The organism is Pseudomonas sp. NY15437, assembly GCF_048068435.1.
GTDB lineage: Bacteria > Pseudomonadota > Gammaproteobacteria > Pseudomonadales > Pseudomonadaceae > Pseudomonas > Pseudomonas nitroreducens_B.
In genome coordinates, this window is sequence record NZ_JBLUQC010000003.1 from 546,793 (window position 1) to 561,178 (window position 14,386).

Below are 14,386 nucleotides of genomic sequence, written 5' to 3' on the forward strand. Positions count from 1 at the left end.
CGTCACCAGCCGGTCCAGGCGCGCAGCGACGCCAGCGGCCGGCGCAGCAGGTAGTAGCCGAGCACCACGCGCTCGCCATACAGCTTGGCGGTGCCGTGCAGGCCCAGGCGCGCATGGGGCGGGGTGTCCTCCACGCTGGCCAGCAGGCGGTAGGAGGCCACGCCTTCGTCGCTGGGCTTGGCCTGGTAGCTGGTGTCGAGGATCTCCCCGTGCAGCGGGTCGAGCGGGTAGGCGGTGAGGAACAGCGCCACCGGCGCCCCCGGGTCCAGGGCGATGGCGTCGGCCACCGGCAGCTGGATGCGCATGCCCGGCGCCGTCGGATCGGCGATCTGCAGGATGCGCTCGCCGGTCACCACCGGCTTGCCCAGCCAGTCGTTGGGGTCGCTGTACACGGCGACGCCAGCGCGCGGCGCGAGCACGCGGGTGCGCGCCAGTTGCGCCTGCACGGCGGCCAGCTCGGCGCGGCGCTGGCGGGCGCGGCCGTCGAGCACGGTGAGTTCGCTCTTGCTCTGCGGATTGTCGAAGGCACGCTGGCTGGCGGCCATGAGTTCGGCGTCGGCCACGGCGACTTCCTTGGCCAGCACGTCGGCGCGGCTGCGCAGGGTGGTTTCGTCCAGCTCGAAGAGCGGTGTGCCCACTTCGACGCTCTGGTTCGGGCGCACCAGCATTTTCACTATGACCCCGTCGATGGGCGAACTGATCACCTGGGCGTTGCGCGAGACGACTTCCGCCGGCGCCAGGGCGGTCTGCCGTACCGGGATCAGCAGCAGCGCCGCCAGCGCGATCACCCCGACCAGCACCTGGCGCCTGCTCGGCCGCCAGAAGCGCAGGCGCGGGCGCGGGCCGAACGCCGCCCAGGCGTGGGCCCAGGTCTGCCAGATGCCCAGCAGCAGCGGTTGCAGGTTGCGCGCCGGCGGCTCGTCGAGGAGGAACAGCACCAGCCCCAGGCGCTTGCCGGCGCGGTCGTGCAGCGGCACGCACCAGAGGCCGGCCGGCCACCACTCGCTCCAGCCCTCGGCGATGTCCGCCGGCGGCTCGATGGCGTCGCGTGCCAGCCAGGTGGGCGTGGCGTCGGGCAGTTGCGTGGCGACCCAGCGGCTGGCGCGCTCCAGCCAGACCAGATAGGGCGAGTCCTCCGTCGGCTTGGCCAGCCCGGACACCGCCAGCAGCTCGTTGCGCGAGTCGTGGCAGGCGAACACCAGCGCCTGGTGGAAGCGCAGCAGCGGGAACAGGTCGTTGGCGATGCTGAAGGCCAGGGCGCCGAGGGCATCGGCGCCCAGCGCCTTGTCGCGCACATTGGCCAGGCTCAGCAGCAGCTGGGGGGGCGGCAGCAGCTCACTCATGGCTTTCGGGGAAGCGCGCGACCCCGCTCATGCCGGCGATCAATTCGGGGTAGCTGGCGTCCAGCTTCGCCTCCAGTTCCACGGTCTGCGCCACGGCATCGACCCGCGCGTTGATCACGCTGACCTTGGCCGGGTAGTGCTTGCCGGTTTCGTGGATGTCCACCTCCAGCGGCATGTCCGGGCGCAGGCTGGGCAGCATGGAGGAGGGCACGTTGAGGCGGACCTTCAAGGCGCCGTCGCTGACCAGGTCGAACAGCGGCGTGCCGGCGGTCACCGTCTGGTACGGCTTGACGTAGACCTTGGCGATGCGCCCGGAAAACGGCGCATCGACCAGGCAGTAGCCGGCCTGGGCGCGGGCCAGGGTGAGGGCGCCGTCGGCCTTCTGCACCTCGGTGTTGGCCATGGCGACTTCCAGGTCGCCCACGGCGTCGAGCTTGCGCAGGTTCTGCTTGGCGGCCAGGTTGGTGCGGGCCATGTTCAGCTCGGCGGCGGCGACCTTGGCGCGGGCGTTCACTTCCACGCAGTTGAGCTGGGCCAGTTCGGCGTCCTTGGCGACCTTGTCGCCCAGGCTCGCCTTGAGCGCACCCAGGGTGCCGTTCATCTGCGCGGAGAGGGTGGTTTCCAGGTTGGACACCAGCAGCACGCGGATGGCGCCCGGGTCCTGGTTGTCGGGCAAGGGCGGCAGGCCGCCGGGGGCGTCATCGGCCAGTGCCGGCTGGAGCAACATCAGGCACAACGGGAGGAGCAGGTACGGCTTACGGCGCGGCATTGGCGGTTCCTTCTTTGCCACTGGAGGTACTGGCGAGCAGGTTGGTGCTGGTCTGCTGTTCCAGGGTGCGCTGGATCTCCCGCGCGAGGGTCTTCACGTCGTGGTTCTCGATCTCCTTGGGCATCACCTCGAAGCCCACCGAGTTGTACAGCCGGCCCCAGGCGGCCTGGGCGTCGGAGTAGGCGGCTTCGCGCTGGTAGCGCGAGAGCAGGTAGCGCCCTTCGGCGCGGATCAGCTCCAGCTCGCTGCCCAGGGCGGCGCCACGGGCGGACTGGGCGTAGCTGAGCAGGCTCTGGTCGACGCGCAGGCTTTCGTCGGCGAACTCCACTTCCTGCTTCGCCAGCTGATAGCGCAGCAGGCCGACCCGGACCTGGGTGAGGATGGCCATGGACAGCGCCGTGCGACGCATGTCGTCGGTCTTCTCCTGGCTGGCCTCGGCGGCCTTGATGTCCGGGTACTGGGCCAGGCGCAGCAGGTTCATCGAGACGTTGATGCCGGTCTGGTTCCAGTCGTTGTTGTACAGGTACTTGTTGGAGTCGTACTCGTAGCCGTAGTTGAAGCTGATGTTGGGCCACAGCTGGGCCTTGGCGACCTTCAGGTCGTTCATGTCGACGCGCTTTCTGTACCACTCCTCCATGATTTCCGGGCGGCGTTCCAGCGACAGGCGTTCGAGCTGCTCGACGTTGTTGGTCACCAGCGGCAGCGGCTGCTCGCCGACGTCGGCCAGGACCATCTTGGTGTTGGGCGGCAGCGACATCAGTGCCGCCAGTTCGGCGCGGGCGAACTCCAGGTCCTGGCGGCGCACGGTGAGCATATACACCGAGTCGAGCAGGGCGCGCTGGTAGGCGAGGATGTCCTGGCGCGGCAGCAGGCCCTTGCCCTCGGCCTCGCGGGCGGACGTCAGGGCGCGGTGGGTGCGCAGCAGCAGGCCGTCGACTTCCGGTAGCAGGCGCTGGGCGCCCAGGGCGCGCCAGTAGGCGTTGCGCACGTCCTGCAGGACGTTCTGCGCGACCTTCTCGCGGCGCTCCTCGGCCATCAGCATCTGGTCGTTCTTCTGCTGGGTGCGGTAGTAGGCCACGCCGAAGTCCAGCAGGCTCCAGGACAGGCCGAGGCTGTAGAGCTGGCGGTAGCGCTCTTCGGAGGTGGACGGGCGCAGGCTGACCTGGCGGTCCTCGATGCCGATGGAGGTGCCGCCCGAATCGTTGTTGCGCCCGGCGTAGCCGGCGGAGGCGACCACCCGCGGCAGCATCTCGTGGCTGGTGACGTCGCGCAGGTCGGAGGCCAGCGCGCTTTCCAGCAGCTTTAGGCGGTAGTCCAGGTTGTACTTCAGGGCCCGCGCCGAGGCTTCGTAGAAGGTGATCGGCCCGCTGACCGGTTCCTGTTCCTTGTACATCCGCGCCTGGTCGTCGATCACCCGCTGGCGCATTTCCTCCTCGGTGTAGGGCTTGGGCTCGAACGCCGAGCAGGCGCTGAGGAGGACGCTGACGGTGATGGTGGCGCTCAGGCATTTCAGGGCGTAGGCGGGCATGTTCTTTCCTTGATCCGTGCAAAGGGGGCGCGCGTTCCTCATTGGCCGCTCCGGCGTTGGGCGGCCTCGCGCAGCTGGGCGCGGAAGCCCGCTGCGGTCTGTGCTTTATCGGTCTTGCCGACCATGTCGGCGGGGAAGGGTGCCCACAGCGACGGATCGGGCAGCAGCCCGTCGGCGCTGAGGCTGATGACGCCGTGGCGGCCGTCCACCCAGTTCTTGTCCAGGGCCGCCGCGCGGCGACTCTCGGCCACGGCGCGGGCGACGAACTGGCCCTTCACCTGGCCGAGGTTGGCGCCCAGCGACGGGCTCTCGATCTCCGGCGTGGCGAAGATATCGATGTTGCTGCCGTCGGCGCCCCAGGCGGAGAGCGAGAGGCGGTCGTCGATGCGCTCGACCACCGGTTGCACGAAGATCGCCGGGTCCACGTCGGGAAGACGATCACGCGGGTAGCCGTCGTCGCCGAAACGGTCGAAATGCGGGCCCGGCGGGATGTAGGGCGTGGCGATGTCCAGGGTGATGGTCAGCACCGCTTCATCGGTGGCGCCTGCCAGGTCGCTGATGGTGTAGGTGAAGTAGTCCTTGAGCACCTGCCCGAGCCCGGCCGCCGCCAGCACTTCGCGGTTGCTCAGGTCGATGGTGTAGGTGTAGCTGCCGTCGGCGTTGAGCACGAGCGTGCCGTAGCGCCCGGCAATCGGCTGGCCGATCACACCGGCGCTGCCGCCGTCGGTTTCCTGGCCGGTACGGATACCGGTGACGGTCAGCGAGTCGCCGCCATCCACGTCGCTGTCGTTGGGCAGCACGTTGCCGGTGGCCTGCGGGGCCGGCGTCTGGTCGGTGGCGCTGTTGCTGTCGTCGCGTGCCACCGGGTTGTCGTTGGCGCCCTGGATGACCACTGTCAGGCGCGCATCCGAAGTGGCACCGGCGGTGTCGCGCATGCGGTAGGTGAAGACTTCCTGCAGCTTCTCGTTGGCGCTGCGCATGGCCTGCACGGTCGGGTTGTCGTTGTCGACACGGTACTCGTAGCTGCCATCGGCATTGATGACCAGCTTGCCGTAGAGACCTTGCAGGACGCTGCCGGCGCTGGCCGTGCTGCCGTTCTGGTTGGTGAAGTCCACAACCGCCTTGGTTTCGCCGTACTGCACGCCGTCGACGTCGGTGTCGTTGTCCAGCACGTTGCCGCGCGGGTCGACGCCGGGAGTGCCGTTGTTGACGCCGCCGGCCTCCACGGCCAGGGCGCTGTCGTCGCTGGCGATGGGGGTGTCGTTGCGCCCGTCGATGACGACGGTGAGCACGCCCGGCGTCGCGCCGCCCCAGATGTCCGCGCCCAGGTAGGTGAACCGGTCCTGCAGGGTCTGGCCGCTGGCGCGCAGGGCCTCGACCTCGGGCAGGGAGTTGTCCAGCACGTAGTTCCAGCTGCCGTCGTCGTTGATCGTCAGGTTGCCGTACAGCCCTCGCAGGGTCTGCCCGGGCACGGCGGCATCGGCCGGGGGCGGGCCGTCGCCTGCCCAGAAGGAGACCACGTGCATCACGTCCTGCGGGATGCTGGTGATGGTGTCCGGGTCGGTGTCGTTGGCCAGCACGTTGCCCGAGGGGTTGCTGCCCGGTATGGCGTTGTGCAGGCCGCCGTCCTCCACCGCGGTGCCGAAGTCGGGCTCGGTCACCGGCGGGTCGTTGCGCCCGCGGATGATGATGAACAGTGTGGCCTGGTCGCTGAGGCCGCCGTCGTCGGTCACCTGGTAGGTGAAGGATTCGATGGCGAAGGCCAGCGGCCCGAGGGAGACGATGGTGGGGTTGGTGCTGTCGACGACGTACCGGTAGCTGCCGTCGGCGCCGATCACCAGGGTGCCGAAGACGCCCTGGATGACCTGGCCATTGGCGTTGCTGGTGCCGGCCGGCACGGCGGTCAGCGGCGGGGTGCGGTTCTCCGCGCCGACGCCGATGCCGGTGACCACCATGTGATCCCCGGCATCGATATCGGTGTCGGTACCGAAGTAGGTACCGAGCACGCCCAGGCCGCTGATCACGTTGCCGGTGGGGTTGCGCCCGCCGCTGCCGTCGAGGTTGGCCACCGCGTAGTTGATGTCGTCGTGGGCCACCGGGGCGTCGTAGCGGCCTTCGATGGTGATGGTCAGCTGGGCGATGGAGGCGGCGCCGTCGGTGTCGTGCATGCGGTAGGTGAAGACTTCCGTCAGGCTGTCGCCGGTCTTGAGCGCCTGCACGGCGGCGAGGCTGTCGTTGACCACGTAGCGGTAGGAGCCGTCGGCATTGAGGGTGAGGCTGCCGTAGTTGCCGTCCAGGGTGCGCGTCCCGTTGACCAGGCTGAGGAATGCGCCATTGGTGGATTTGGCCCCGGTGTGCAGGGCGTCGAGGGTGCGCGTCTCGCCATAGCTGGTGCCGTCGACGTCGAGGTCGTTGGTCATCACATTGCCGAGGGCGGGCACGCCCGGCGTGGCGTTGTTGGTACCGCCGGCCTCGATGGCGATGCCACTGTCGTCCAGGGCGATGGGGGTGTCGTCGCGGCCGTGGATGACGATGGTGAAGCTTGCGCTGACGGATTTGCCCTGGCCGTCGCTGACGGTGTACTGGAAGACGTCGCTGAGGGTTTGCTGGTGGGTGCGCAGCGCCTCCACCAGCGGGTTGTTGTTGTCCACCACGTAGCGGTAGTTGCCCTGGGCGTCGAGCACCAGGCTGCCGAAGCGGCCCACCAGACTCTGGCCGAGGGTGCCGGAGGCGCCGTTGAAGTTGATGAAACCGGTGATGGTCACGGGGTCGCCGTCCGGGTCGCTGTAGGCGCCGCGGATGCTGCCGCTCGGGTCCAGGCCGGGGGTGGCGTTGAGCAGGCCGCCGGCTTCGATGGCGTCCACGCTGACCGGGTTGACCACCGGCGGGTCGTTGACCCCGGTGACGGTGATCACCAGTTGCGCCTGGTCGGTCAGCCCGCCGGTGTCGTGGATGCGGTAGGTGAAGATCACGTCCAGGCTCTGGTTGGCGGCGAGCGCGCGGATGGCCGGGTCGGCGCTGTTGACGGTGAAGGTGAAGGTGCCGTCGTCGTTGATGGCGAGCTGGCCGAAGCTGCCGCTGATCAGGCTGCCGTTGCCCAGCCGCGCGACGGTGCCGGTGATCGTCGTGGTGATGCCGCTGGCGACGCCGGTGAGTGCCCCGCCCGCGCTTTCCAGGCCGGAGCGCACGCCATCGACCTTGAGCTTCGTGGCGTTGGGCTGGTCGGCGTGGTCGACGTCGGTGTCGGCACCGACGCCGCCGACACCGGCGACCACATTGCCGCTAGCGTTGACCGGCGCCGGGCTGCCGTCGCTGGCGCCGGCCGTGGCGCTGGCGTGGTCATCCACCGCCACCGGTGCGTCGTTGGCACCGCGAAGGGTGATGGTCAGGGTGGTGATGGAGCTCAGCCCGCCGGCGTCGGTCATCTGGTAGGTGAAGTCTTCGACCAGCGACTCGCCGGGGGAGAGCGCCTGCACCGCCGGCAGGCTGTTGTCGACCACGTAGCGGTAGGAGCCGTCGGCATTGATGGTCAGGCGGCCGAAGCTGGCCTGCACCGTGGTCGCCGCGCCGGGGCTGACGGCGAAGATCCGTCCGCCGCCGGGGCCGTCGTAGCGAACGAGGCTGACGGCCTTGGTCTCGCCCAGGGCCACCGAGTCCACGTCGGTGTCGTTGGTCAGTACGTTGCCGGTGGCGTCCTGGCCGGGCGTGCCGTTGCTGGTGCCGCCGGCCTCGATAGCGGTGCCGGTGTCGCCACTGGCGATGGGGGTGTCGTTGGCGCCGTGGATGTCGATGGTCAGGGAGGTCGAACTGGTCAGGCCGCCCGTGTCGGCAATGAAGTAGCCGAAGGACTCGCGCAGAAAGTCGGCCGTGGTGCGCAGTTCCTGGACCGCGGCGTTGTTGTTGTCGACCACGTACTGGAAGCCGCCGCTGGCAGTGATGAACAGCGTGCCGTAGCGGCCCGCGAGGCTCACCACGCCGGTAGCCGGCACCGTGACGAAGCCGCCGAAGGAGTTCTCCAGGCGGGTGACCCGGAGCACGTCGTTGTTGGTCTGGATGTCGACGTCGGTGTCGTTGGTCAGCACATTGCCGGTGGGATCGATGCCGGGGTCGGCGTTGTTCAGGCCACCGGCTTCCAGCGCGATGGCCAGGTCGGGATTGGCGATGGGGGCATCGTTCACCGGGTCGATGACGATGTTCAGCGTGTCGGTGTCCTTCAGCGCGTCGTCGGGGTTTTCGCCGGGGATGCCATCGCCGTCCGCGTCGCCGAAGTTGCCCTGGTCGTTGGTGACCATGGTCAGGGTTTCGCGGTCGCGGAAGGTGTTGAAGTCCTGGTCGCCCTTGTAATAGAGCTGGCTGAGCAGCACGTTGATCTGCTGCAGGGTGCCGGTGAGCACCAGGGTGCGCCCCGCGCCGGCCGGGGGCACGTCGCTCGCGCCGGGCGTCGTCGCGCTCTGCCAGAGCACGCCGTGCACCACGCTGAGGGTGACGGTCATGATGCCGTCGGCATTGCCGGCGTTGACGTCGACGTCGCTGGTGGCCAGGCCGACGATGTGCAGTACGGTGTCTTCCGCGCCATGCTGGTCGGCGACGGTGTTGATCGGTGCTTCGTTGAGGTGCACGTAGCCGGCGTCGGCGATGCCGATGGCGCCTTCGGCGAGGTTCAGGTTGATGCTGCCCAGGCCCACGGTGGAGGTGCCGGTGTCGGTATCGACGCGCACGTGGAAGCGGTTGTTGCTCGCCTGGGCGAAGTTCTGCGCCACCGCGACGAGGTAGTTGCCCGAGGGCAGGATGGCGAACTGGTAGGTGCCGTCGGCGGCCGTCGTGGTGCTGAAGAGGCGGTCGTCGCCGGTGCCGAACAGGCCGTCGTCGCCGGCCCAGGTCAGGGTCACGCCGATGCCACCCAGGCCGGGGCCGTCGGGCGTCACGCTGTTGGTGGCCGATTTCGTGTCATCCCACAGGGTGCCTTGCACCACGCCCATGCCGGCGCCGTCGCTGAGGATGTAGTTGTTCAGCCCGCTCGCGCCGTCCTGGCCGGTGCGCTCGCCATCCACGCCGCCGGCGGCCAGTGGCCACGAGCCGCCCCAGCCGGCGTTCTCGAAGCTGGTGGGCAGGCTGGTCCAGGTCAGCACCGCCGAGCTGCTGGCGTCGTCGGGAACGATGGTGTTGGGTAGGGTGACGCTGTAGACCACCTGCACCGTGTCGCCGACGTCCAACTGGTCGAAGGTGAGCACCACCTGGCCACCGACGATGCTGGCGGTGACGCCGGCGGGCAGGGTGCCGGTGGTGTAGGAGGTGCCGTTGATGACGATGCTCTGGATGGCGTAGTCGCTGCCGTTGGGGAACTGGTCGCGCAGCACGACGTTGTAGGCCGGCACCTCGCCGTTCTGGGTGAAACCGACCGACACGGTGGCCGAGGTGGTGCCGGCGACGCTGCCGGCGGCGATGTCGATCACCGACTTGTCCATGCCGGTGAAGCTCGGTTCCACCACGTGCTCGAAGACCGTGGCGCTGTGGCCGCGATCGACCCCGCCGTTGTCGCCGACGTGTTCGAACACGTTCACGCTCAGTTGCTTGCCGCTCTGGTTGCCGGCGATGTTGGCGACGCGGACGTTGAACTCGAGGATCACACCCTCGATGTCGCCGTCGTTGACCTCAGTGTTGGTCAGGTTGCCCAGGCTGAAGGTCACGGTCTGGCTGCCGTCGGCATTGGTGACGATCTGCAGGCGGCCGCTGTTGATGTCGAAGATGCCGGTGGGCTTGTCGCCGGACAGGTCCGGGTGGATCGGCAGCGAGACGTCGCTGTTCTGGTTGCCGACCATGCCCAGGGTGCCGCCGCTGATGAGGTTGGTGGCGTCGGTGGTCAGCCCGCCGAGGGCGCTGGAGCCCAGGGCGATGAGGATGTTGTTGAGGTCGGCGGGGATGAATTCCAGCCCGGCGGCCAGCTCGATGCGGATCTGGTAGTTGGGGTTGTCGCCGGTGGGCACCACGACCGCCACGCGGTAGCGGACGATCTCGCCGACCACCACGGTTTCCTCCAGCCCGGCGGTATCGGTGACGCCCGAGCTGTTGGTGGCCGGTGGCGTGGCGTCCAGGCCGCCCACGCGGGACACCTGGATGCCGTTGGTGACCGGGATCAGCAGCGTGTTGATCTGCCGGTAGTCGTTGAGCACGCCGGAGTTGAGCAACCCGTCGTCGCCGCCGCGTTCGCCAGCGGCGGTGTCGGTGGCGTTGCTGAGCCCGTCCAGGCTGGTCCAGCGCACCACGACGCTGTTGGAAATGACCGCCTGGCCGGCTGCCGTGGCGTTCACCACGCCCGTCAGGGTGATGACGATGCTGCCGCCGTTGGCGATATCGATGTTGGCGCCGCTGGCGGTGACCAGCTGGCCGTTCTGGATGACGAAGTCCACGCCACCGTTGTTGGTGGCGCCGCCGTTGTAGACCGTGCCGCTGATGACGATGTTGTCCATCTGCGTGGGCAGGATGTTCAGCAGGCTGAGGTCGAAGGCATTGGTGCCGGAGGTGTTGCCGATGGTGATGGTGTAGGTGACCGTGTCGCCTTCGTCGAAGCCGCCGTAGGTGGGCGTGGAGAGCACCTGCTGGCTGACGGTCAGGGTCGGCTCGACGATGGTCACCGCCGGCTGCTGCGGGCTGGCGACGGTGCGGTCGACCGCCGTGGCGCCATTGGGCGTGTCGCCGTCGGGGTCGCTGTAGGTCAGCTGCGCGCCGTTGTTCAGGGTGACGCCCTGCTGGTTGCCCTGCACATTACTCGCCACCAGCACCAGGCGGATGACGAAGGCGTTGTTGCCCAGGTTGTTGTCCGCCGCGGAGCCCGCGGCGCTGAACACCAGGTTCAGGTCGCCGCCATCGCTGCCGTCGCCGCTGAAGCTGAGGACGCTGACGTTGCCGGCGAAATCCAGGCCCAGCGCGCCGCTGCCGGCGGCCGTGGTGATGATCTGGTACCCGGCGCCGCCGAATGCCGTGAGATCCAGGCGCAGGCCCGGCGGGATCAGGTCGGCCAGGCGCAGGTTGGCGGTGCTGCCTTCGGGCAGGGTGACGACGATGTCGTAGGTCATCTTCTCGCCGATCACCAGGTTGCTGCCGGTGGTGTGGCTGGCGCTGGAGTCGTCGTCGCTGAGGCTGCCGTTCTGGTAGGTCTTGCTGATGCTCGGCGCGGCCACCTGCTGGTTGGCGACCTCGACGAGGTCCACCGGGGTGAAGTCCTGGCCGCCCTCGACGCTGGCGTAGTGGGTCAGCGCGGCGCTGCTCTGCAGGGTGCGCGAGGCGAGGATGGCGTTATCGACGGTGACGTCGTAGGTGATCACCACCACGTTGGCGCCGGATAGGTCATTGGCGGTGCCGGCGCGGCCGGCGAGCAGGGTGCCCTGGTTGTTGGCGTCGAGGAAGGTGATGCTGTTGCCGCTCACGCTGTAGTCCACACCCTGCACCAGCAGCGTGCCGTCGCCGCGATGGATCTGCAGGTTGGCGCTGGACAGGCTGCCGCCGACGAAGGCCAGGCCCGCCGGCAGGGTGATGCCGGTGGACACGTCGAAGGCGTTGCCGCCGCCGCTGTTCTTGATCGCCGTGGCCAGGCGCAGGGTGTCGGCGCCGTCGATGCCGCTGACGTTGCCGTCCACCGCCGCCAGGCTGGTGACGCTGCCGCTGAAGGGCACGCCGCTGGTGCCCGGCTGGGCCCAGGTGCCGGTGGTGCCGGTCACCGTGCCGTGGGTGGTGGAGACCACGCCGTGCTTGATGTCCAGCACCGGCTCGGCGACCGATTCGATCACCGCCACGTCCGAGGAGATCAGCACCGTCTTGTCGATGGTGGTGGTCTGGCTGGACTGCGCCAGCACGTCGAGTTCGCGCTGGTCGGCGAAGGGCTGGTCGCCCACTCGCATGGTGAATTGCACCTGCACGCGGGCGCCGTTGAGGCCCGTGGAGGCGTAGTTGCCGAAGTTGAAGATGATCGAGTTGCCCGGCCCGGTGCGCACGGAGTCCGGCACGTCGCCGATGTTGTTGCCGGCGCCGAAGGTCCACTGGCCGACACCGGTGCCCTGGGTCCAGTCGACCACCTGGGAGGTGAGCAGCGGCAGCGGCAGGTAGGCGGTGAGGGTGAAGTTCTCGTAGTCCGCCACCAGCAGGTCGTAGGTGATGGTGAAGGTCACCACGTCGCCGGGGCGCAGTTCGCTGCTGCCGGGCGCGCCACCGTTCACCTGGGTCAGCTGGATGTCGATCTGCGAGGTCTGGATGGTGCTGGTGGTGGCGGAGCCGTCGGTCTGCTCGCCGCCCAGGTTCACCGAGTCGCGCAGCACGGTGGCGTCCACCACCGCTTTGTTGCTGACGCTGTCGCCTTCGTTGAGCTGGTCGTGGGGCGGGTGGTCGGTGGTGTAGGTGGTGTCGATGGTGGCGTCGTAGACGATGGACATCCGCGTGGCGCCTTCCTGCGCATCGCCATCCCAGAGGTCGCCGAACAGTGCGTAGAGGCCCGGCCCCTGCACGGCGGCGGCGATGGAGGCGCCGATGTCGAAGACCAGCGTGGTGCTGCCGTCGGCATTCACCGTGGCGGTGTAGATCACCGGGATGACCTGGGTGCCGCCGTGCTGCTGGATGACGATGCTCGGCGGGTTGGCGGCGGAGAAGGTCTGGCCGTCGCTGAGCTGGTCGGTGACGGTGAAGGTGCCTTGGCCGAGGATGTTCTTGCCGAAGGCGTAGAAATCGGAAATCGCCACGTCCATGGTGTAGCGCAGCGTATCGCCGGGGGTGATGCCGACGCTGCCGACGTCGTTCTGCAGGTTCACCGTCTTGAGCAGGGTGATGGACTTGGCGACGAAGGTGACGCCCGCGCCATCGCCGGTGACGGTGAAGGGGTAGCCGTCCGGGTCGAGGGGACGGTCGCGCACGTCCAGCGGGTTCCAGTCGCCGCTCACGGTGGCGGTGCCGAAGATGATGGTGCGCGGGTTGCCGGTGGCGGGGTCGAGCACCGGGCGCCCGGCCGCGTCGATCTCCGGCACGTAGAAGCCGACCGTGGTGGTGCTGGCGGCGCTCAGGGTGTCGTAGTGGATGCTGTAGCTGGCGACGAACACATTGGGGTTGTTCAGCGCCGCGGCGATCAGCGTCGGGTTGGTCAGCACGGTGCCGTCGTGCAGGGTGATGGAGGTCAGGGTGCCGCCGGCGCCGGGGGTGATGGAGCTGACGTGGACCTGGTCCGGCACGGTCTGGGTGACGGTGACGTTGGTCAGCGTCTGGCCGGGGGCCGGGGTCACGGTGACCGTCTCGGTGCGGGTGAAGTTCGGCCCCGTGACGGTCTCGCCCTCGGGCATGTTCACCGTCTGGGTCACCGACAGCAGCGTCGGGGTGACCACGAAGCTGTGCAGCGCGGCCTCCACCAGGGTCGGGTCCTGCGCGGGGTTGTTCAGCGAATCGTTGCCGTACTCGAAGCCGCCCCGGGCATTGATGGTGAGGTTGGGCGCGCCGTCGGAATAGCTGGTGTCGGCCAGGTTGCTCAGTTGCGCGGTGACCTGGATGTCGATGGCCGGCTGGCCGCTGGTGACGCTGGCGTAGGGCAGTTGCAGCACCACCATCTGGTCGCCGGGCTTCATGCCGACGCTGGCGGCGTTGATCACCAGGGCGTTGCCGTTGGCGTCCTTGGCCAGCGGGTGGGTGGCGTTGCCGCTGGCGTCGAAGGTGATCACAAAGCTTTTCACCGCCTGGCCCAGGTAGGTGGCGGAGACGAAGGTGGCGCCGTCGTTGCCGTCGCGCCCGGTGGCCGGCATGAACAGGTCGATATAGGGCGCGTAGCCCACCTGGGTGGACGGGTTGCTGAAGATCACGTCGAAGGTGAAGGTATCGCCCAGGCGCACGCCCGCGCCGCCGCTGCCCATGGCCACGGTGGGGCTGGCGTTGGCCAGCAGGCCCTGGAAGCTGACGAGGGTATCGGCGCCCAGGGCGATGGATTTGTCCACGTCGCCGGCGCGCACTTCCAGGTCCCAGTCGCCGCCGGCGCTGCGGGCGCCGGTCGCATTGCTGGACGCACCGACGTCCGCGCCGGTCCAGCGCGCCAGTTCATCGACCAGCGCCTGCCCGGCGCTGCCCGCGCCGACGTCGCAGCCATACAGCTGGATGTCCGCCCCGGCGTTGAGTTCGCCGCGCCAGGCGCTGAGGCGCTCGCCCAGCTGGTCGACGCTCTGGCGGGTGAAGGTCTGGTTGCCCAGGGTGAACTGGCCGGTGGCGCCGTGGGAGAAGATCTGGATGGAATCCACCTTGCCCAGCTGCGCCAGCGCATTGCTGATCGCGGCAATGGCGTCCTGGCCGGTGTCCACCACTAGCGCGCTGGAGCCCACCGGCAGGTTGGCGGCGAGCTGGTCGCGGTTCTCCAGGCGGGCGTCGATCACCACCAGGTTGCGCGGCGCGGGCTGGGCGGGCGCGGCGGCCTGGGCGCGGGCTTCGACGGCGGTGGCCGGCTGGGCGGTGTCCTTCGCCTCGGCGGCGGTGCTGTCGTGGTGTTGCTGGTCGACGGCCGCAGCGGCGGCGCCGTCGAACAGAATGCGTTGCTCCAGGGCCAGGGCGTGCGCCGCCGGCTGGAAAACCTTCGAGCGATATTTGGCCTGCATTTCCCTATTTCCAGCTGGTCAATCCCAAGAGAAAAGCAGTCCTACGCATATCTGCTTACGGAATTGACGCTAGTCGGAAAAGCAATTTTCGCCAGTAGTTACAGCGGCATAAGCGATGGAGCGCACTACATTTCGCACC

At 68.7% G+C, this 14,386-nt stretch carries 4 protein-coding genes; all 4 read right to left on the bottom strand.

Annotated elements, in window-relative coordinates:
* Nucleotides 1-2 precede the first annotated feature (2 nt).
* Genes ACNFIA_RS09930 through ACNFIA_RS09945 form a run of 4 tightly spaced genes read right to left on the bottom strand, consistent with a single transcriptional unit; the run spans nt 3 to nt 14,247 of the window.
* Complete coding sequence (locus ACNFIA_RS09930; protein ID WP_416784478.1) at nt 3-1,343, bottom strand: efflux RND transporter periplasmic adaptor subunit; 1,341 nt, start codon at nt 1,341-1,343, stop codon at nt 3-5.
* Nucleotides 1,336-2,112 carry an efflux RND transporter periplasmic adaptor subunit gene (locus ACNFIA_RS09935; RefSeq protein ID WP_259755240.1) on the bottom strand — a complete coding sequence of 259 codons (777 nt, stop codon included), beginning with the start codon at nt 2,110-2,112 and terminating at the stop codon, nt 1,336-1,338. The genes ACNFIA_RS09930 and ACNFIA_RS09935 overlap by 8 nt, the downstream gene beginning before the upstream one ends.
* On the bottom strand, nt 2,099-3,640 hold the full coding sequence (locus ACNFIA_RS09940; RefSeq protein WP_416784480.1) for a TolC family protein: 1,542 nt from the start codon (nt 3,638-3,640) through the stop codon (nt 2,099-2,101). Before ACNFIA_RS09940 ends, ACNFIA_RS09935 begins: the two co-directional genes overlap by 14 nt.
* A 38-nt stretch (nt 3,641-3,678) precedes the next feature.
* Entirely contained in the window at nt 3,679-14,247 is a 10,569-nt protein-coding gene (locus ACNFIA_RS09945) for a VCBS domain-containing protein (protein WP_416784482.1), read from the bottom strand.
* Between the last annotated feature and the right edge of the window lie 139 nt (nt 14,248-14,386).

Excerpts from the sequence above, each read along its gene's own strand:
- ACNFIA_RS09935 (WP_259755240.1), bottom strand. The coding sequence starts at position 2,112 with ATGCCGCGCCGTAAGCCGTACCTGCTCCTCCCGTTGTGCCTGATGTTG.
- ACNFIA_RS09945 (WP_416784482.1), bottom strand. The coding sequence starts at position 14,247 with ATGCAGGCCAAATATCGCTCGAAGGTTTTCCAGCCGGCGGCGCACGCC.
- ACNFIA_RS09930 (WP_416784478.1), bottom strand. The coding sequence starts at position 1,343 with ATGAGTGAGCTGCTGCCGCCCCCCCAGCTGCTGCTGAGCCTGGCCAAT.
- ACNFIA_RS09940 (WP_416784480.1), bottom strand. The coding sequence starts at position 3,640 with ATGCCCGCCTACGCCCTGAAATGCCTGAGCGCCACCATCACCGTCAGC.